The sequence below is a fragment of the Shewanella denitrificans OS217 genome (assembly GCF_000013765.1).
Lineage (GTDB): Bacteria > Pseudomonadota > Gammaproteobacteria > Enterobacterales > Shewanellaceae > Shewanella > Shewanella denitrificans.
On sequence record NC_007954.1, the window covers coordinates 2,801,788 to 2,821,584 of the forward strand.

Genomic DNA, 19,797 nt, shown 5'->3' on the forward strand with positions numbered 1-19,797 from the left:
TGATAGGTTCATTAACCTCAATTCGGGTTAAGAGATTAATTATGAAAGACACTTTTTTTCGTTCCATGACTTGGCTGCACACTTGGGTTGGACTGTTAGTTTGCTGGGTGTTATTAATTATTTTCTATGCAGGAAGCTTAAGCTATTTTCGCCATGATATTTCAATCTGGACAGCGCCTGAGCTTCATCAAGGGGTATTGCAGCAGCAAACGCCGCAAAACCTCAAGCCACAACTGGATAAAGTGCAGCAATTGCTGCAACAAAAAGCCGCCAATGCCGATAGCTGGTTTATCTTTCTGCCAAGCAGTCGCCATCCTTACTTAAGTTATGCCTGGCAGGAGCTCGCCCCAGAACCTGGGCAAAGAGGAACATTAATCGAGGAGGTCCTTAGCGATGACAATCAGACTGTCATCGCTGATAAGCGCAGCTCCCGTGGTGGTGATTTCTTCTACCGTTTACATTTCGACTTACACTATCTCCCTGTGATTGCCGCCCGCTGGCTGGTGGGTCTGTGCAGCTTATTTATGCTGTTGGCGCTGCTCAGCGGTATTGTTATCCATAAACGTATCTTTAAAGACTTCTTTAGCTTTAGGGCCAACAAAGGGCCGCGCTCTTGGCTCGATGGTCATAATGTCACCGCCGTACTGGCACTGCCTTATCACTTGATGATCACCTACACCGGCCTTGTGACCTTTATGATGATGTTTATGCCTTGGGGAATAATGACAGCCTTCGATGGCAAAGATAGCAATGAGAAAGTGCGAGCATTCAGAAGCCAAGCCGCCAGCGAGCAAGTGCAAACCTTTGAGCCAATAAACTTAGGCTCAGAAGATGTAAATTCAGCGCAGCTTAACCGTCAACAAGTGGACCAAAGTTATGTATTAAGCGAGCTATTGCCATCGATTGAGCGACACTTAGCCCATAAGCCCATCAAGCAAATAGTCATAAGCCAGCCCCAAAGCCCAGATGCCAAAGTTAACGTTTACGCCGATCTTGCCGAAGAAGTCACAGATAAGCGTATTCCTTGGGTTCTCAATCCCTTTACTGGTGAGCTCATTAGCCAGCCACTAGAGGAAGTGTCAGGCAGCAAGGCGACCCATGACACCTTTATGGCGCTGCATACCGCGCGCTTCTCTGAGCCCGTACTTCGAATAATATTCTTTATTTTCGGCCTGATGGGCTGCGCCATGATAGCCACAGGTACTGTGCTTTGGGCAGTGAAAATCCGCCAGAAACAAGCTAAGAACATGGCCCAAGGCCAAAAAGCCAGCTTAGGGCTGCGCTTAGTTGAAGGGTTAAACTTAACCTTTATAGCCGGCCTGCCCCTTGGCACAGCTGCTTTTTTCTATGCGAATCGCTTACTTGCCCCGCAGCTTGAAGGCCGAGCGCAATTAGAAGTTGATAGCTTTTTTATCAGCCTCGCCATGGTTGGCTTGTGCGCCCTGATTAGCACAGGGCTTCACATGTGGCGCGCTATATTTGCCTTGGCTGCACTGGCCTTTGCCATGTTGCCACTACTCAATGGTTTTACCTCAAGCCAACACCTTTTCGATAATATCGCCACCGGGCAATGGGTGTTAGTAGGTTTCGATCTGATGAGCCTCATTTTCGCTCTCGCACTAGGTTTTGCAGCAATCAAATGCCACAACAAAGCCGCAGCAACGGTCAACAACACTAAGAAAATGCGCAATGTAAATAAAATAAACGCCCAAAATACGTCGAGTAAAGATGTGAACATCAGCACCGCCGCCCAAGGAGGTCAGTAACATGTTAAGCCTATTCTTTGCCTGCTACTTGACGTTTTGCTGCTTCGCCCTTGCCATGTTTGGCAATTTTAGAGACGTATTCGCTAGGCCTATTAAACCACTATGGTCTAATGGATTACGTCTTTTAGCTTGGGGCAGCTTATGTCTAGGTTATGCTGTGTGTATCAACACTCAGGGTGTAGCCTACGGCAGTGTGATCTACATGGGACTGTGCACCCTTGCAGCGCTACTTGTGGTATTGAGCCTCAACTACAAACCCAAACAGCTACCCAGTTTGATGCTGCTGTCCTTGGTCTTTGTAAGCCTTGATGCACTCAAGGCTATGTAAACAAGCCTCGATTATGGACTAAGCAATTGAGTAATTGAGTATTTGAGTATTTGAGTAATGGCAAGGTGAAGTCGGCCATTGGGCTAACGTCTCAAATGATTTAGTCCGACAGCCTGTCATTAGCGGCTGTGTTGCCAATAAGATCTACAACCTGCTTGTTTCTGCATGTGCATGATTATTAAGTGCTGACACATTTTTGTCCAAAAACGTGTCAGATAATTGGTGCTAAATCGTTAAGCATCAAACGTCGGTCACTGAAGTCCCGCATACAGGCTTACCATAGCATTCGCTCACCGACACGCAGCAAGTCCGTCCTTGGATGCTCGGCCGCCCCGTCCATGGGGCGGACGGTCGGCTCGCAAATACTCATGGCTCACCTTATATATTTAGGTGTGATCTTCTCGCTCTTAAAAATCTAGAACCATAGCTATGCTAACCTTAACAGTACACTCACAGGTTGCATCAACTCCCCTCGAAGTTGCCGAAATATTCACGTAAAAATACCGTGTAACCATCAGGGATGATGGTTAAGGCGCGTTAGTACATGGACGTACTGTCGTGCCGTTAGGTATTTTTACTTGAATATGAGGAAGAACAACTTCGTCGGGGTGGCACGGAGGGAGCTCCAAGAGGGAGGGTTTGCTGTTGAACTTTCCCTATTGGTCGGGTGTGGGTTGAAGACCCACGACGTTAATCCAAACGAAGTTTGGACGTCTTAAATACTTGCTAAAATTAACCCCCAAAACACGCTTTTGTCCAAAAACGTGTTAAATCTGATCGCGGTGGATGCTTATCGATCGCTAAAGTCAGGTTGGTAATCTTTTAAGGCTAAAGGGCACACAAAAACCGAAAAGGTGGATCATGACGCTTTGTTTTGGTCTAATTCCATCGGACACTTAATTTTGAGACAGTATGGCAAAGTTTCAGCTAACTTGTTTCTGCCCCAAAACCTTTTAGGTGAATGACTCAATTGAGCTCACCAGTCATATAACAACATATTCCAGCTGCCTGCTTCTCGGCCAAAACCGTCTTACGCTGTTCGAAATTATTTGAGAAGCTTGCGCAACAAGCAATCTTTTGTTGAATGGTGGTTGAACGCTCGAAGCACATAAAATTAATAAAAACAGTACCCGTTGCATAGAACAGGAATATGCTTTATTTTCCCTATACTCAGATGAGAGACAGATATATTTCTCATCTAAACACGTTTTACCATATTTATTCTCGGTATATACACCATCGAAAAATCTACGCTGGGTCAGAATGGGGGTGGTTACCCCCCATTTTTCAATGTGATATTCGTATTAAATTTCTATAATAATGGAACTAATAAATTTGAATTTTAATATAACTAAGTCACTAACAATCAGGCTTGTTGGTATCATCCGTATTGCCACTTTATTTTTCTCACTTTCGTGCTTGTCTATTGATGCACAAGAGTATCGATTACCGCCAGATATAACGTTGCTGGAGCAATCTGTAGCGTTAACGCTTGACCCTAATAAAGTCATATTCAGTGGGGAAACAAATTTATCGTTAAACATTAAATCACCGACTAATGTTGTCTCATACCACAGCCACAATCTTGTTATTGAATCGGTTGTACTAACGGTCAATGGTAAGCCCTCGTCACTCCAAATTGCTAATCCCGATGAATACGATATTGTGCGTCACATACTTGCCGATGAAATATCAGGTAAAGTAAGTCTTAAAATTACTTATCAAGGCCAATTTTCAGAGCATTCAACAGGTTTGTTTGTTCAACGAAAAAATGTTGAATCAGCCTATATCCATTCACAATTTCAGCCGATGGAAGCCCGAACAGTTTTTCCTAGCTTTGATGATCCGAGTAAAAAGGCCGAATTCCAGTTCACACTTACTATTCCAGCGCATCTTGATGCGCTGCATAACACTCACCCTGAATCAAGCAAGGTTGATGGCGACAAAAAAGTGATTCAATTTACTAAAACAGAAAAAATGTATTCAGATGTATTAGCGCTGGCGGTGGGAGAGTTTGACGAGAATGTTCTGCAAAAAACTGCGCTAAATTCGACAATTTATGCACCCAAAGGTCTGGTTTATTCGATTAATGATGACATGTCTGCGCTGATAAATAATAGTGTGAACTACATTTCTGATTATCTTAAATACCCTTTGTCTTATGACAAGTTAGATTTTTTCATTTCACCGTCTGGTGGCGCAGCTATGGAAAATGTCGGCCTTATCACGCTCAACCCCAGCGAATTGCCACCCAACAATCCTAGTAGTTCTGATTTGTGTGAGTTTCGAAAATTAATCGCCCATGAAATTGCGCACATGTGGTTTGGTAACGATATTACGATGCAATGGTATAACGAGTATTGGATGAATGAGTCGTTCAGCGAAATGTTTGCTGCCAAAGTGGTTCAGGCTCACTATCCCGAAACAGCACAATGCACATACACACCTCAATCTGAGGCGTTTGCTGATGACAATAATAATCAAACTACTCTGCGCTATTTTGTTAAGCATAAAGGCGAAAATGAGTCTATAGGTCAGTTGGTTTACACCAAGGGGTTTTCTGTTCTACAAATGCTTGAGCAGGCTACAGGTGAGCCAGAATTCAAAAAACGAATTCGGCTATATGCGCAAGACCTAAAGGGCGGCAACACATCACTTGAACAATTTACTCATTACTTTAGCGAATTCGTCTATGTTTCAAACATGTTCGATTCATTCTTGAATCAATCAGCTTACCCACTCATTACAATTTACAAAAAAGAAAATGCGCTTTACCTAAAGCAAGAAAACTACTTTGATGACGTTAAGCGCTGGACAGTACCACTGTCATTAAAAATATGGGATGGAAAATCAGTATCCAATCAGACTGTTATTTTAAATAGTGAAGAAATGCGTCTTGATGGAGTTACAGGAGATGCGAGTGTCTTCATAGGTGCTAACGGCGTGGGGTATTTCAGGCACATAGACGAATCAGGCAATAACCCTTTTCCGATAAACGTACTCAATGATGCAGAGCGCTTATCCTTCATGGAAAACAACGAAGGTTTAGCTAAGTCTGGGCGCATTGACTATATGAAATACGTTGATACGTTAATACATACCTTGAATACATTGCCCAGAGACAGCATCGAATCTGAACAAGCTTTATACAGTCTTATCTATTCGTTTGTCGAATTTGTTCCCGAAGATTTACGCTTAGATTACGCTAATTTCCTAACGAGCCAACTACCAAAGGATATTCAATGGAATGATATTTTAGACCAGGATAACGGAGGGTTTTGGATAGAATTTTATGGAGTCTATTTAGATAATGAGGCTGTTATTACTCTGGCTAAAAAGCAATTAAATGAAAACAAGCTTCAAGACGCAAAGCATCGCCTAGAAATTCTAAGAGTGCTTGCAGCCAATGCAACCGATAGCGAGTATAAAGCATTATTAGATTTATTTTTCAAAGGGGACACTTCTTATAAAGAAAGCGTTCTAGATGCGTTAGGTTATACAAATAAAAAGCATCAAGTGGAACAGTTTTATGAATTCTTGTTGAGTGATGCGACTAAAGAATTGACTATTGACTATCGCTTTCAGTACCCATCTTTTCAACCAGCGCTAAGCGATTTTGTCGCACAGTATTTCGTAAAAAATAAAGACAGAATACTAAAGCGAATTCCCGAAGCTGATGCCCAGTGGTTTGTATATAACGTTATAACAGCTTGCTCTGAGAAGGAAGCTACGTCGGTTAAAACGACATTTTCTGGTTGGAAAAACATAGACGGTTTAACTGAGAAATTAACGACAGTTTTAAGTAATATAAATGAGTGCGCGGCAGAGGCTAAAAATAAGCTGGCGAGCATTCATGAGCGAATATCCACAATTAACACTAAGCAGTAATAATCAAGGGCCCTTGTGGCACTTGAATTTAGCGTGAAACAACTCGTGAGGGTGTTCATAATTCTGTACAGGGTGAGCCCAGCGCTCAGAGACCTTCAACTTACCCGCATAAAGCAGCTTGAGAGAATTTAACAGAATTTAACGGTGGTAATTTAACGGTGGCACCCATTGTTAAATTTTGAGTGTTGCCTTTCAGAATTTAACGGTGGCACCCATTGTTAAATTTTGAGTGTTGCCTTTTAAGTCAACTAGTTACACTAATGCTAAAAAGGTGAACCATGAGTGTTTGCGAGAAGACCGTCCATCCCATGGACGGGATGTTCGAGCCCTCATGGACGAGTTTACGGCGTGTCGACGAGTGAATGCCATGGCAAACCTGTATGCAAAAATTTCAGTGACAGGTTTATGGGTCTTGAACTCACAGAAGTTGGCGTGTCGACGAGACTTTTAGTTAAACAAATGGGTCATGGAAAGCCTGTATGTTCGAGTTAACTCATTTATGCCCCCAAAGTGAGATAATGAATGTCCAAACAATAACATCCATATTAAAAATCCAGTTCGGCATCCTAGCCTCTCGCTCATAAGCACAATCACCAAAGGTGATTATTCACCGTTTGGAACAAAGACGCAGGGTTCCACTCCCCCCAGCTCATATATAAGAGTGGCCAAGAGGGGAAAACAACAGCATTCTCCCCTCTTACTATCTATTGCGAGGGTCCCCTGTGCCGCCCGCGAAGTACTCTTGATTTCGAGATGCCTCAACTAATATAAAAATACCTAACGGCTCGACGGCACGCTTTACATCCATGTAAAGCATTCCAGTTCGGTATCTGACCCATAAGGATATGGGAAATGTCATTGTGATGTCAGGAACATCATTGACCCTATCTCTCGCTCATAAGCTAAAAATCGTAGATTTTTATTCGCCCCTGTGCCCAACGAGCCTTAACCATTTCTGATAGGCAGGATGCCTGAATGCCATGCAATCCACGGATGGATGAGAGTGGCCCTGATAGTTGCACGGTATTTTAATCATCGTATTTCGGCAACTTCGAGGGTAATGGGTGCAACCTGGGAGTGTACTGTTAGGTTTAACATAGGCATTGGACTAGATTTTAAGAGCTAACAGATTGCACGAATGCTAAGAAGGTGTCCTGAGAGTTTGCGAGACGACCGTCCATCCCATGGCCACTCTCTGGCGTCTGACCCATAAGGATATGGTAAATGTCATTATGATGTAGGGAACATCATTGACCATGCCATCGTGGCATTTGTGATTCCTTTCACATCAGACGGGATGGCCGACTTTTGTTCAAATCAAGAGCCAAGGACCTTGTTATTCAAAAGAAGTGCTGCGTGTCGTAGCGTGAACATCTGAGCGAGACTGTTCTCATTGCTGAATAGGTACAATACTACTCATCATTAAGACATTTTAGCGCTTATGAAGCTGTAGAGTCTGTGAAATAAAGCAAAGCTTGCCGTTCCAGCGCTTCGCTGGAACGGCTTGAGTCAGAGATCAACCCGCTTTGGTGTAACGCAGCACTTTCAATGACTTCTGTTCGTCTATATCGGCAAACACGCTAGGGTTAGCGAGGCGCTCAAGGTAGTTAAGCTCGGGCGCGGTTTCGGCCACCTGTGCCATCAGGAAATCACAGCCTAGCTCTGGGGCATTGAGGCACAAGAGTAAATCCCCGCCTGGGGCGAGTAATTCAGGTAAACGGCGCAGTAAACGCACATAATCTTTGGTGGCTACGAAGCTGCCCTTCTGGTTACTGGGTGGATCGGCGATGATCATCTCATAGGGGCCAAGCTTAGTGAGCTTGCCCCAAGATTTGAAAATATCATGACCTAAAAAGCGTGCCCCCGAGCCCAGGCCATTAAGCAGATGATTCTGCTTGCCTATACTCAAAGCCCCTTTGCTCATGTCGATATTGACCACTTCATCGGCGCCGCCCTGCAAGGCCATCACAGAAAAGCCGCAGGTATAAGCGAAAAGATTGAGCACTTTCTTATGCTTGGCATGAGCTTTAACCCAGGTTCTGCCGTTAGCCATGTCTAAAAACAAGCCGTGGTTTTGCCCTTTAAGCAAGTGGATAACAAACTTAGCGCCGTTTTCGCTTACATAGTGTTGCTCAGGCACTGCGCCGCGCAGCAGCTCAGTCACAGTCTCGCCGCCACTGCGGTATTGATACACCAAATTAAGCGCATGGGCGCGAACGCACTGCCCCCAGAATGCCTCAATCTGAGCCACTAGGCTTGCCAGTTCATCGTCACTTAAGACCTTAAAGCTAGTGAGCAGCAGCACTGGGTTGTACCAATCCAGGCACAAGTGCTCAAAACCTGGATGCAGGCCGCCTCGGCCATGGAAAATACGGCAAATATCTGCGCCTAACTCGCTCGTTTGATGCAGGGGTAACAAGGGTTTGTTATTCATTATTACTCTATTTTTCAATTGATTACTGTATAAACTATCGTTTAACTTGTGTGGTTTACGTGTTTGGCTTACTTGTTTGATTTACGTGTTTGATTTTATGGTTGTGATTTGGCTTCTGTGGCTTCATCTGTTGTGGCTTTATTGTCTGAGTCTGAGTCTGTGGCTTTGTCTATTCCTAAAGCAGTGCCTTCATCATCCAATGACTCTCTGCCTGACTCATCCGCTAATTCAGCATTTAATCCACTGGTGAGCGCTGGAGGGGATTGAACCTCATTACCCATATCGAGCTCAGCGTCATCCGCCAACAATATCGCCAGCCAGCTGCCGCCCTTGCTCGATTCTAGGCCAATTTTTACTATCATGGTTAAGGGCACAGACAATAGCATGCCCACAGAGCCCAAGAGCCAACCCCAGAAAATCAACGACAAGAACACCACTAAGGTCGACAGGCCTAAGCCCTTACCCATAAATTTAGGCTCGACCACATTGCCCATCACCATGTTAGTGCCTAAATACAGCAACGCCGTGCCGCCTGCCGCCGCTGGGCCCAATTGAATTAATGCTAAGAGTACTGCGGGAATGGCGGCAATAATGGAGCCGATATTGGGAATGTAATTAAACAGGAACGCTAGCACTGCCCACAGCAGCGCATAATCCACCCCTATTATGCTCAAGCCTAAGCCCACAATAAACGCCGTGGCAAGACTCACTAAGGTTTTGATCACCATGTATTGATTAACCGACTGCAAGAAACGGTCAATCTGCTTTAGGCGCATGTCTGGATCGTCCATCGCCAGATGGACTTTCTTCGGCAAGGATTGCGCCTCAAACAACATAAAGACTATGGTGAGGATAATAAGGAACAGGTTAGCCATCACATTGCCCACACCGGAAAGCATGTTCGTGGTCATGGACAGCGCCATCCCTGGGTCGAAATAATCCAGTACTTTTTGCTGAGAAATTTGAATATTAAAACCTTGCAAGCGCTCAATTATCCAAGAAAACTGCTCGATTAACTGCTGACGATATACTGGGATTTGGGTCGAAAATTCATTCACAGAACGGCCCACTAAACTGGTCAGCCACAGTCCCATCAAGACAATAAAAGCCATCAGCAGCATCACCGCCAGCCATTTCGGCAAACGGCAACGGGTCATTAATACGATGGCGGGGTTACAAATCACCGCTAGAAATGCCGACAACACGAAAGGCACCACTATGGGACTGGCCGCTTTTATCCCCGCTAAGATGACAACCAAGGCGGCTAAAATCACCGTGGTTCTTAATGCCATGGATGAGGAAGTTAACTTGTCCATATAGGAAATCCTTTCGATTATTGTTAGGCTAAGAAAAACTTGTAATTAAAAGACGGAATAACCCAGCGACTATGAAACCAGAAACCGCCATTATACGCATTAAAAATCTGAGATTACGCACATTTATCGGCATTAAAGAAGATGAAATTCAAAATAAGCAAGACATCATAGTCAATGTGGTGATCCATTATTGCGCCATCAAGGCACGCAATAGCGATAATGTCGCCGATGCGCTTAATTATCGCACCATTACAAAGAAAATCATTAGCTTAATCGAAGATAATCGTTTTTCATTATTAGAAAACCTCACCAATCAAACCTTGGCCATCGCCAGTGAGCATCCCTGGGTCGAATTTGCTAGTGTCGAAATCGATAAGCCCCACGCGCTGCGCTTTGCCGATTCGGTATCCATGGAGTTGTGCTACCAAAAACCACAGTAAAAACCACAATAATGGCGCTTTGCACTAAATTCTGCCTATAGTTAACGGGTCAAAACCTTAGGAAAATCTCTAGGCGGAGTAGCAAAATACTATGAATATACTCATTACCGGTGGTAGCGGTTTTATCGGTCAAGCGTTGGTGGCCTCTCTTAAAAGCCACCACTTGACCATAGTGACAAGAAACAAACGTAAAACCAGCAAGCGACTGGGAAATGGTCATGAGTATATCGACAGTCTACAGGGCTTAACCCATCTCAATGGCTTTGATCTTGTTATTAATTTAGCCGGTGAGCCCATTATTGCCAAACGCTGGAGCGATAAGCAAAAGCACGAGATTTGTCATAGCCGCTGGGACATCACAGCTAAAATCACCGCCCTTATTCAAGACAGTAAAACCCCGCCAAGCTGCTTTATTAGTGCCTCTGCCGTGGGTTTTTATGGTGATCATGGCGATGAAATGGTCGATGAGCATACCCCGCCTAAAAATGAATTTAGCCACCAAGTCTGCTCGACCTGGGAAGGGCTTGCCATTCAGGCGCAATCAGATAAGACTCGGGTGTGTGTCTTAAGAACCGGCATAGTACTTGGTCAGCATGGCGGTGCACTGAAAAAGATGGTCATGCCTTTTCACCTCGGTTTAGGTGGCCCAATCGGCAATGGCGAGCAAGGCATGAGTTGGATCCATTTAGACGACTTAATCAAGCTTATTCATTTCATGATAAAAAACCCTGCCGTGCACGGTATTTTCAATGCCACCAGCCCCAATCCTGTGAGCAACAAAGCGTTTTCTCAAGCCTTAGGTCAGGCGGTTAATCGTCCTGCAAACCTCACCATGCCCACATGGGCCTTGAATATACTGTTCGGCGAAATGGCGCAGCTGATGACTCAAGGGCAATACGTATTGCCAAAACGCGCCTTAGAAGCCGGATTTAATTTTAAATACGGTCAACTTGAACAGGCGCTTAAGGATATTTACCCTGATTAAAGGTTTGTTGAAAACACCAAAAATTTTACTGGCATAACCCTTAAAAGCTGAGCAGAATGAGGTGACTTATACTGTTTAAATTGTGAGTAGGATTCATGGATTTATCTTTGCTTTGGACCATAGGCATCATTCACTTAGTCGCGCTTGTAAGCCCAGGTCCTGATTTTGCCATAGTGGTCAAGCTTGCCAGCCAACAATGCAGAAGTGTTGCCCTCGCCTGCGCCGCGGGGATTTCTGTCGCCATATTAGCCCATACCTTACTGAGCCTTACGGGCGTGAGCTTACTTATTCAAAGTTCTCATTATGCCTATTTAATCGTGCAACTTGTGGGGGCATCTTACCTAGGTTGGATGGGTATTGGCGCATTAAAATCTGTACTGCAGAGCCTAAATGCGAAGCGAATAAGTCATGCCGCCCTAGCTCAAACAACAGCGTCTATGACAATGAACAATCAAGGATTTACTGAAGCGCCCATTGAAAATCAAGCCATTGAGCAGCAAGGGGTTAATAATAAAACGCAAGAGACTGCGACATTAGTGCTGACTAACCAGCAAGGATTTTTAAAAGGGCTTTACACCAATTTACTCAACCCTAAAGCCTTAGTGTTTTTTATGACCTTATTCTCTGCCCTAGTCACACCAGAGGTGAGCCAAAGTACTAAGCTGGGGCTAGTGCTGTTATTGCTTATTTTGTCATTAATCTGGTTTAGTTTTCTTGCCATCATCTTGACTAAAGATAAAATTAAACAACAGCTTATTCGGCTAACACCACTTATTGACACCTTAGTGGGCCTGCTATTTACCAGCGTTGCCTTGGCGATTCTCTATCAGGTATTCAGTGTCTAAGTCTAAATGATGTTAAGTCGCTTAAATGGCATCACTGGTTAACGGTTCACCATTAACTGATTAAGCCCTTAATCAATGTGATTATCTCTTGATAGCGCAGCGCCAGGGGCCGGTGACGTTTTTGGATAAGATACAAGGACTCACTGGCCACATGTGCCGATAAACTCGCATCCGGCACTCTGAATAACCCCTCTAATACGCCGTCCCGCGCACTCACTTGTTTTATCGCAAATTCAGGCAGTACAGCAAAACCGAGTCCTTTGGCCACAGGCAATAGGATCTGACTTAATTGATTTACGTAACTCAAGCGCTTGATCTTGCTAGCCTGGGGTAGATGCTGCGGGAAATGACATTCCACAAAATGCTGCCAATAATGCATCCCGTCGGGATGATCTATCATTCCAAGCTCTGTCAGAAAATTGTACTCAATGAGCCGAGGTAAACGGCCTTCCCACACGTTTGGCAGCACTAAACAAAGTCGCTGCGAGCCCAGCAAACGTAAACTCAGCTCAGGGTGAGCAAACTCCTGGGTAATAATGCCCACATCGATACTGTTATCTAATACTCTGTCGATAATACGCTGATTAGGCGCCGCTTCTAATGACATCTTAAGTTCTGGATATTGCAGCTGGCGATCGATTAACTTTGGATAAATCAGCATGGCCAGCGAGCCTGAGCAGGCAAGTTTGCATTCGCCGCTATAGGCATTGTCCTGATGAAAGCTTGCCAGCAACTCTGCTTGTTGTTGCACTAAGGCTTGTGCATGGGCCAATAATGCCATCCCTGCCTGCGTGAGCTCAAACCCCTTACCGATACGATTAAGCAATGGCGCGCCAGCTTGTTGCTCGAGCTTCTTTATCTGCTGACTGACGCCAGACTGAGTCATAAACAGCTGCTCGGCGGTATGGGTAAAGTGACCTAGCTCCACCAACTTGATAAAGGTGGTTAACCACTGCTGATTCAACATGATGGCCTCCGAATGGGGTAAATGACTATGGATTACGGATGATTAGCATAACAGCATGATCATAATTTTAAATTATCATTATGAGTTATTTTGATAATTTAACTTAAGGTGCTTGATCTCATACACTGGCTACATCGACTCAGGCTAAAGCAACAGAATGAGTCAACCTTCACCTAAATGTTATCGAGGTTATTATGAGTCAGACCTATCCACGCAGTTTTTCCCACATTGGTATTTCCGTACCGGATTTAGAGGCCGCAGTTAAATTTTATACTGAAGTATTGGGTTGGTATTTAATTATGCAGCCCACTGAAATTGTTGAAGATGAGAGTCCCATTGGCGAGATGTGTACCGATGTATTCGGTGTAGGTTGGGGATCATTTCGTATCGCTCACCTATCAACGGGTGATCGCATTGGGGTGGAGTTATTTCAATTTACTAACCAAGAAAACCCAAAAGATAATTTCGAATATTGGAAGACGGGGATTTTCCACTTCTGCGTGCAAGATCCAAACGTTGAAGAATTGGCGGAAAAAATTGTTGCCGCAGGGGGGAAAAAACGCATGAAAGCGCCACGTTATTATTACCCTGGTGAGAAGCCATACCGCATGATCTACATGGAAGATCCCTTTGGCAATATCCTAGAAATTTATAGCCACAGCTATGAATTACATTATGCCAGTGGCGCCTACACTAGCGATAAATAATCATTCTACATTTAGGCATAGAGTTAGGCATAAAGCTAGACAGATTTATTGACACAGCTAGCAGTTAAAAACCCCTTGTTAAGGGTAACAAGGAGTTTATTCTGTCATGTCAAAGTAGAAGTAAAATAGTGAAAAATGCTTCCATCAACCGGCTTTTAATAACTCGCCGCAGGACTGATTAAGCAGCTGACGACAGCGCCACACCCCGAGAAACGCCACGATCAAGGCGCCCATTAATGGGGCTATTGCCCACCAAGGCCAATGCATATACACCACTAATTCAAACACTTGAGTTTTCAGCATATAGAGTGCAAATTCCGCCACTATCACGGCGAGTAAACCAGCGATGGCGCCAAGCAAGGCAAACTCAAGCCCGGTAGCCGAACGCAAAAGCCAACCCGATGCGCCAAAGGTTCGCAGCACAGCAAGCTCTCGCTGGCGCATGGCCATACCGGCTTCAGTTTGGGCTATCAGTACTAAGGCGCTGGCGAGTAGCACCAGTGCCAGCACTAAGGATAAAGATAACGACACTTGCTCGATAATTTGTCTTAACTGCCCCACCATGGCGCCCACATCTATGACAGACACGGTTGGGAAGCGTTTAATCAGTTGCAGCACCACATCATTGTCACTCAGCTCACTGCCCGCTTGTTTAAGTTTGTCATCGTCTAGATGAAAACTTGCCATCGAGGTATAGGAAAAATCGGCGAGTGCCTTGGGGGTGAAAATCATAAAGAAGTTAGGTTGCAGGGTCTCCCACTGCACCTTTCTAAAGCTTGCAACCTTCACCTTAACCAGCTGATTGTCTATGGTGAATGTCAATGTATCGTTAAGGTTAAGTCCTAAGCGTTCAGCAACTTTCGTCTCCACCGAAACCTCATCATCGCGCTGATTAAAGGTCCCTGCTGTGATGCTATTGTTAGGAGGCAAACTGTCCCTATAGGTGAGATTAAGCTCCCTTGAAATACCGACTCTGCCTGCCTCACCCTGTTTTTGCTGCTCGTCGGAAATCAACTCTTCATCATTCACATGGGTTAAGCGGCCACGGATCACAGGGTAAATGTCTGTCGCAGCAATCTGGTTAACATTCATAAAATCATTAAGCGGTTTAGCATCTTCTGGGGCTATGTTAACCAAGAAATAATTAGGGGCGTTGTCCGGCAGCTGTTTTTGCCACTCATTAAGTAAGTCTTGGCGCAGCGCCAATATAGTCAACAGCAGCACAAGTGCACTGCTAAAGCCCACCAGTTGCAGCGCATTTTGTCTGGCTCTGCGCCTAAGACCTGCTAATGCCAACTGCAGTGGATTAGTGGTTTTCATCCCCACACTATGGCCCATGCGGATCATGGCAAAGCCAAGCAGGCTTAATAGCGTGCCCAGTAATAGCACAGTAAAGACCACAGTTAAGGTCAAAGGGATACTGCCTGAATAGAGGTAGCCCAGTAATGCCATGGCGGTTAAGCTCAGCAGTAAATGCAGCCACATACCCAATTGCAGCCCTTCAAGCTGGCGCTGCAGTACCCTAAGGGGGGGAATGGCCAATAAACGCATTAATGGATAGGCCGAGAACATAAAGGCGCTGATAAGCCCAGTGCTGACGCCCAAGAGAATAGGACGGCTGTAAGGCGGTGAATAGGCCGCAATTTCGGCGGGTAAAAAGGCCGTCAAGCCTAAATCCAGCAGCAAGCCCCCCACTAGACCTAGACCAATTCCTAGCCCTGTCACTAATAATAGGTGTATACCAAATAGGCGTCGAATTTGCTTAGCCGAGGCGCCAAAGGTTTTTAGCATGGCCACCACATCATAATGCCTTTGGCAATAACGCTGGGCGGCAATCCCGATGGCGGCGCAGGCCAAGGCAATGCCTAACAAACTGGCAAGCAATAGAAAACGCTCGGCTTTTTTCACCGCAGAAGCTATGGGGGAGTCTCCCGACTGCACATCAACCCAGCGCTGGCTATTATTGAGTAGGGGCTTTGCCTCTGCCTCAAACTGCTTGAGTGCCGAAGCCGTACCGGTAAATTGATACAAATAGCTCACCCGGCTACCCGGCTGAATAATCCCAGTGGCATCAACATCCTCAAGGGCAATCAAGAGCACAGGGGCTGAGGCGAAGGGGTTAAAGCCACCATCGGGTAAGCGACTGATTTCGCCTGTTAATTTAAGTTCGCTATTACCCAATTCAATTGACTTCGGGTTCTCAAGCAGCGCGCCAAGGCGATTCTCAAACCAAGCCTCCCCCGATTGTGGCAAGGCCTTAGTTTCACCAGAAGCCAGCTCAATCACGCCCTTTAACGGATAAGCGGGCCCCACCGCTTTAATGGTCACTAACTGAAATTTATCTCCGGCATACACCATGGAATTAAATTGCATATTGGTCACATGGGCCAAGCCGAGTTTAGCGGCGATGTCGAGTATTTTGTTATCAAGAGCTATGGGAGAGTCAATAATTCTGTCGGCGGCGATAAAGGTTGCCGCTTCACCATTGATGGCCACTTGTAAGCGCTCGCTCACCCGCGCAAGCCCTGTGACCGACAGCACTGCCAAGGTGATGGCTAATACAATAAGCAGCAGTTGCCCTTGTGTTAACTCACGTTTAAAAAATCGCCAGGCTAGCTGAAACTCCATTAGCTCACCTCTTCGCAATGAGGGGCCAAGGTTTTAGGCAGACCTTCTGCCACCGCTTCGGTTAGCACCCCGTTGTCCATCAAGAATTGTCGCTGACAGCGTTTAGCCAAGGCTAAATCATGGGTCACTAACACTAAGGTGGTGTCGCTTTCTTGGTTTAGCTCAAACAACATATCGGCAATTTTATCGCCATTGGCCTTGTCTAAATTGCCCGTGGGCTCATCGGCAAATAACACCTTGGGTTCACAAATAAAGGCCCTTGCTATGGCAACTCTTTGCTGTTCGCCGCCAGACAACTGTTTAGGAAGGTGACTTAATCTATGGGAGAGCCCTACCCTTTCTAGCATGTTTTGGGCTTTTTGTTTGGCATCAACAACGCCTGCAAGCTCGGCTGGGAGCATGACATTCTCAAGAGCCGTTAAGGTGTCGACTAACATAAAGGATTGAAAAATAAAGCTCACTTTTTGCTTACGCAGCGCGGCCTTTTGCTCTTCGTCAAGTTTTGATAAGGCCACACCATCGAGAAAGATTTCACCACTCGTTGGCGTGTCTAGGGCTGCCAGTAATCCCAGCAAGGTAGATTTACCCGAACCTGAGGGGCCTAATATGGCCACACTGTCACCTTGCTTGACATCCATTGAAATGCCGTTGAGGATAGTGAGCTCCCCTTCTTGGGTCACCACAGTTTTATTGAGGTCAGTGACGGAAATGGCATTGGTATTTGACGCAGTAGCAGTATTAGTCGACATAGGTTCCTTTTTCTCTTCTTGGCTCAAACGTTTGCTTAAGGCAACGTTTATGCTGATTATCTTATGTTCGCCCAGCTATGCTGCCACGATTTTGGTCTTAGGTGATAGCTTAAGTGCAGGATATGGCATAGATGAACATCAAGGTTGGGTACAATTGTTACAACAGGACTTAAGCCAACATACACTGATCAACGGTTCTGTCAGTGGTGAAACCACAGCGGGCGCCCTACGTAGACTCCCGAGTTTACTGGCGTCTAGCAAGATTGACTTAGTGCTGATTGAACTCGGTGGTAATGATGGGCTCAGAGGGTTCCCCCCCGCACAGCTGAAATCAAATCTTACAAAAATCGTTGAGCTTGCTCAAGAAAATAGCGCCAAAGTCCTATTAACCGAAATTAGGGTGCCGCCCAATTACGGCCCTAGATACAGTAAAGCCTTTAATCAGGTTTATCATCAACTGGCTCAAGAGCATTCACTCACCTTAGCGCCGTTTTTTATGTCACAAATAGCGCCAGACAGGGAATTAATGCAAAGAGATGGCATTCACCCCAATGCTAAGGCGCAGCCCTTAATCAGCCAATGGATGAAGCCATGGATTGAAACCGCATTAAATTAGTGAGATAGAATAGTGAGCTAGTTAGCGAATTTGCCATTTAGGGCATTTTAATTATCTCAATTTAGATTAAGATAAGCCTATACAAGATAGTGCTTAACTAATAGCTAACTTTCGCTTAACTATTGGTAGGGATATCGCAAGTTAAGCCAAAAACAAGAATATTCACAAGACTCCTAGGAATAATAAGGGAATACCATGTCAGTCAGTCGTCAAAAGAAAGTTTACATACCCACTACAGCACGTAAAAACCAGTACATCACAGTCGGTTTCCCCCTGACCGAAGCAATCTTGGCGGCGTTTCCGGATGCGCCAAGTTGCTATGAAGCCTTAAGTCAGATCGTTTTTAAACTTGCCGATGAACATGAGTTAATTAATGTGCATGTGATTGCTAATGATAAGCTGCCTGTGGTTCGTTATCACAGTGAAAGCTATTGTTTCCCAACGTCTGAGCAATTAAGGATTTTCTACAATCCGGCTTACCATGAAGCCCGTCAACTGCACACCACACCAGATTTCACCGCGCGCAAGTTTAGAGTGGTGTTTCTTGCAACGGGCGGTGACATTCGCGTTAATTCAGCCGCATTCCACGCTAAAGTACAGCACTTTGTTGAACAGCTGAAACCTTTGCTACCGGTGCAAAATGTACCGATTAAAGTGCGAGACCATCAGCACTTGTCCTATGACTTTTTTGCTAAAGCCAAAGGCAACAAAGAAACCTATGGTTACAAACTCAGAGCCATCGACAGCCGTTATCATGCCAGAGAGTGTAATCTGCCGGATAATCACAGCGCACTTTGCTACGTCACTATCAGCATGCCTGTAAACCGTCAGATTTTATCCCAGTTCAAAGCGGCGCAAGATGCTGACTACGGCAATCTATATCAATCCATTAGCCAGGCATTCATTGATGCGGCGCAATCGAAGCAGTTAAGCCGCGTTGCCATGGTCGCCAATGGGTTAACGCCTTTAGTGCGTAACAGTAAGTATGAAAAACTGCAGACCACAGCCGAATCTCAGATGATAGGTTTCGATCCAAACGCTGAGGCGCCGGCCCCCATCACGCATTGGGATAGCAGCAAGTTAGTGGATTCAATCAAGTTCGCCATAGTCGCCAGTAAAAGCGATGTTACCGATGAAGGTTATGGCCGCTTCATGAATCAAGTTGAAGAAGCCCTGCAAAGCTTCACCAGCTCGCTGAATTTAGATAGAGAGCGAGTGGACATGATTTTGCGCTTCCACCAGCACATCAGCTACAGTAAATAATGCATAGGCACTAACCATGAGCGACCTAGAGTGATTATTTTACTCAGGGAGCCAGTGGCTTAAGGTTTGAGACAAAAAACCAGTCGTATCTTCGACTGGTTTTTTATTGGACAACCACAGGTTAGTCAGCTAAAAAGGACGTTGAATCTTTGCTCCATCATGGCATTCGTTATCAAGTCTCAATACTGATTAAGTTCGGTATTAGCTTAGGGATGTAATTTTAATTCAACTTTAGTACGACTTTAGCCCTACGTAAGGCTTTTTTAAATCAGGTTATAATCTTGGCTTAACTTGCAAAACCTGAGCAAATATCCACTTCAAGCGTCTGCTAGTCGCGATACAGGCTCAATACGATTACAAATCCAGCAACTGAAACTTAGTTACCATTTATTGCTTGCAATGGACTAATGACATGGTTATAGTCTGCCCCGCTTTGAGAGACAAGACGGACGCGGGATGGAGCAGTATGGTAGCTCGTCGGGCTCATAACCCGAAGGTCGTCGGTTCAAATCCGGCTCCCGCAACCATCTCTTGTTTAAGTTTCAAAGTGTTGTAAGTCAGTGTTAAATGTTTGTCGATGAAGCTGTAACGGTTTTATCAGTAAAAATCGGACGCGGGATGGAGCAGTATGGTAGCTCGTCGGGCTCATAACCCGAAGGTCGTCGGTTCAAATCCGGCTCCCGCAACCACTTTACACAAGCTTTTTTTTTTACAGACTTACAAATTTAATTCGGACGCGGGATGGAGCAGTATGGTAGCTCGTCGGGCTCATAACCCGAAGGTCGTCGGTTCAAATCCGGCTCCCGCAACCAATTAAAACGTTATTTGAAAAAGCAACAATGCAACAATGCAATAAAGCGTTTAA

Annotated in this window: 14 protein-coding genes and 3 tRNA genes; 12 read left to right on the forward strand and 5 right to left on the reverse strand. The window is 45.2% G+C overall.

Annotated features, from left to right (window positions below; genetic code table 11):
- Window positions 1–41: 41 nt before the first annotated feature.
- The 3 genes from SDEN_RS12215 to SDEN_RS12225 all read left to right on the forward strand — a co-directional run bounded on the left by SDEN_RS12215 (window position 42) and on the right by SDEN_RS12225 (window position 5,982).
- Window positions 42–1,766 carry a PepSY-associated TM helix domain-containing protein gene (locus SDEN_RS12215; RefSeq protein WP_011496787.1) on the forward strand — a complete coding sequence of 575 codons (1,725 nt, stop codon included), beginning with the start codon at window positions 42–44 and terminating at the stop codon, window positions 1,764–1,766.
- A gap of 1 nt (window position 1,767) precedes the next feature.
- A complete protein-coding gene (locus SDEN_RS12220) occupies window positions 1,768–2,094 on the forward strand; it encodes a DUF3325 domain-containing protein (protein ID WP_011496788.1) in 327 nt (108 codons plus the stop codon).
- 1,335 nt (window positions 2,095–3,429) lie between these two features.
- The gene (locus SDEN_RS12225) at window positions 3,430–5,982 is read left to right on the forward strand and encodes a M1 family metallopeptidase (RefSeq protein ID WP_041405794.1); all 2,553 of its coding nucleotides are present in this window, start codon (window positions 3,430–3,432) and stop codon (window positions 5,980–5,982) included.
- Between the two features lie 1,516 nt (window positions 5,983–7,498).
- On the opposite strand, the gene SDEN_RS12230 is transcribed toward SDEN_RS12225, so the two are convergent.
- Together SDEN_RS12230 and SDEN_RS12235 are read right to left on the reverse strand one after the other, a co-directional pair.
- The gene (locus SDEN_RS12230; protein WP_011496790.1) at window positions 7,499–8,416 is read right to left on the reverse strand and encodes a class I SAM-dependent methyltransferase; all 918 of its coding nucleotides are present in this window, start codon (window positions 8,414–8,416) and stop codon (window positions 7,499–7,501) included.
- A 95-nt stretch (window positions 8,417–8,511) separates the two neighbouring features.
- Window positions 8,512–9,732 carry an AI-2E family transporter gene (locus SDEN_RS12235; RefSeq protein WP_011496791.1) on the reverse strand — a complete coding sequence of 407 codons (1,221 nt, stop codon included), beginning with the start codon at window positions 9,730–9,732 and terminating at the stop codon, window positions 8,512–8,514.
- Between the two features lie 71 nt (window positions 9,733–9,803).
- Here SDEN_RS12235 and folX point away from each other — a divergent pair, with 71 nt between their 5' ends.
- From folX to SDEN_RS12250, 3 genes are all read left to right on the forward strand, one after another.
- Window positions 9,804–10,172: a dihydroneopterin triphosphate 2'-epimerase gene (gene folX / locus SDEN_RS12240; RefSeq protein ID WP_011496792.1), complete on the forward strand. Its 369-nt coding sequence runs from the start codon at window positions 9,804–9,806 to the stop codon at window positions 10,170–10,172.
- 91 nt (window positions 10,173–10,263) lie between these two features.
- Window positions 10,264–11,157, forward strand: a complete 894-nt coding sequence (locus tag SDEN_RS12245) for a TIGR01777 family oxidoreductase (protein WP_011496793.1) — start codon at window positions 10,264–10,266, stop codon at window positions 11,155–11,157.
- A 95-nt stretch (window positions 11,158–11,252) separates the two neighbouring features.
- The gene (locus SDEN_RS12250; RefSeq protein WP_011496794.1) at window positions 11,253–12,002 is read left to right on the forward strand and encodes a LysE family translocator; all 750 of its coding nucleotides are present in this window, start codon (window positions 11,253–11,255) and stop codon (window positions 12,000–12,002) included.
- Window positions 12,003–12,054: 52 nt separating this feature from the next.
- On the opposite strand, the gene SDEN_RS12255 is transcribed toward SDEN_RS12250, so the two are convergent.
- Entirely contained in the window at window positions 12,055–12,969 is a 915-nt protein-coding gene (locus tag SDEN_RS12255; protein WP_011496795.1) for a LysR family transcriptional regulator, read from the reverse strand.
- A 194-nt stretch (window positions 12,970–13,163) separates the two neighbouring features.
- On the opposite strand from SDEN_RS12255, the gene SDEN_RS12260 reads away from it, so the two are divergent.
- On the forward strand, window positions 13,164–13,676 hold the full coding sequence (locus tag SDEN_RS12260; RefSeq protein WP_011496796.1) for a lactoylglutathione lyase family protein: 513 nt from the start codon (window positions 13,164–13,166) through the stop codon (window positions 13,674–13,676).
- A 144-nt stretch (window positions 13,677–13,820) separates the two neighbouring features.
- Here SDEN_RS12260 and SDEN_RS12265 read toward each other — a convergent pair whose 3' ends face one another.
- A complete protein-coding gene (locus tag SDEN_RS12265; protein WP_011496797.1) occupies window positions 13,821–16,304 on the reverse strand; it encodes an ABC transporter permease in 2,484 nt (827 codons plus the stop codon).
- Window positions 16,304–17,053 carry an ABC transporter ATP-binding protein gene (locus SDEN_RS12270; RefSeq protein ID WP_011496798.1) on the reverse strand — a complete coding sequence of 250 codons (750 nt, stop codon included), beginning with the start codon at window positions 17,051–17,053 and terminating at the stop codon, window positions 16,304–16,306. The genes SDEN_RS12265 and SDEN_RS12270 overlap by 1 nt, the downstream gene beginning before the upstream one ends.
- 49 nt (window positions 17,054–17,102) lie before the next feature.
- Here SDEN_RS12270 and SDEN_RS12275 point away from each other — a divergent pair, with 49 nt between their 5' ends.
- The 5 genes from SDEN_RS12275 (at window position 17,103) to SDEN_RS12295 (ending at window position 19,744) form a co-directional block, all read left to right on the forward strand.
- Window positions 17,103–17,669, forward strand: a complete 567-nt coding sequence (locus tag SDEN_RS12275) for an arylesterase (protein WP_011496799.1) — start codon at window positions 17,103–17,105, stop codon at window positions 17,667–17,669.
- Between the two features lie 195 nt (window positions 17,670–17,864).
- Entirely contained in the window at window positions 17,865–18,932 is a 1,068-nt protein-coding gene (locus tag SDEN_RS12280) for a DUF3083 family protein (protein ID WP_011496800.1), read from the forward strand.
- A 450-nt stretch (window positions 18,933–19,382) separates the two neighbouring features.
- Window positions 19,383–19,459: transfer RNA gene (locus SDEN_RS12285), tRNA-Met, on the forward strand.
- An 85-nt stretch (window positions 19,460–19,544) separates the two neighbouring features.
- Window positions 19,545–19,621: transfer RNA gene (locus tag SDEN_RS12290), tRNA-Met, on the forward strand.
- 46 nt (window positions 19,622–19,667) lie between these two features.
- Window positions 19,668–19,744 (forward strand) — tRNA-Met (locus SDEN_RS12295).
- Window positions 19,745–19,797: the final 53 nt, after the last annotated feature.

Coding starts and splice junctions, on each gene's coding strand:
- SDEN_RS12245 (WP_011496793.1), top strand. CDS start 10,264: ATGAATATACTCATTACCGGTGGTAGCGGTTTTATCGGTCAAGCGTTG.
- SDEN_RS12280 (WP_011496800.1), top strand. CDS start 17,865: ATGTCAGTCAGTCGTCAAAAGAAAGTTTACATACCCACTACAGCACGT.
- SDEN_RS12255 (WP_011496795.1), bottom strand. CDS start 12,969: ATGTTGAATCAGCAGTGGTTAACCACCTTTATCAAGTTGGTGGAGCTA.
- SDEN_RS12275 (WP_011496799.1), top strand. CDS start 17,103: ATGCTGATTATCTTATGTTCGCCCAGCTATGCTGCCACGATTTTGGTC.
- SDEN_RS12260 (WP_011496796.1), top strand. CDS start 13,164: ATGAGTCAGACCTATCCACGCAGTTTTTCCCACATTGGTATTTCCGTA.
- SDEN_RS12270 (WP_011496798.1), bottom strand. CDS start 17,053: ATGTCGACTAATACTGCTACTGCGTCAAATACCAATGCCATTTCCGTC.
- SDEN_RS12230 (WP_011496790.1), bottom strand. CDS start 8,416: ATGAATAACAAACCCTTGTTACCCCTGCATCAAACGAGCGAGTTAGGC.
- folX (WP_011496792.1), top strand. CDS start 9,804: ATGAAACCAGAAACCGCCATTATACGCATTAAAAATCTGAGATTACGC.
- SDEN_RS12235 (WP_011496791.1), bottom strand. CDS start 9,732: ATGGACAAGTTAACTTCCTCATCCATGGCATTAAGAACCACGGTGATT.
- SDEN_RS12215 (WP_011496787.1), top strand. CDS start 42: ATGAAAGACACTTTTTTTCGTTCCATGACTTGGCTGCACACTTGGGTT.
- SDEN_RS12265 (WP_011496797.1), bottom strand. CDS start 16,304: ATGGAGTTTCAGCTAGCCTGGCGATTTTTTAAACGTGAGTTAACACAA.
- SDEN_RS12220 (WP_011496788.1), top strand. CDS start 1,768: ATGTTAAGCCTATTCTTTGCCTGCTACTTGACGTTTTGCTGCTTCGCC.
- SDEN_RS12250 (WP_011496794.1), top strand. CDS start 11,253: ATGGATTTATCTTTGCTTTGGACCATAGGCATCATTCACTTAGTCGCG.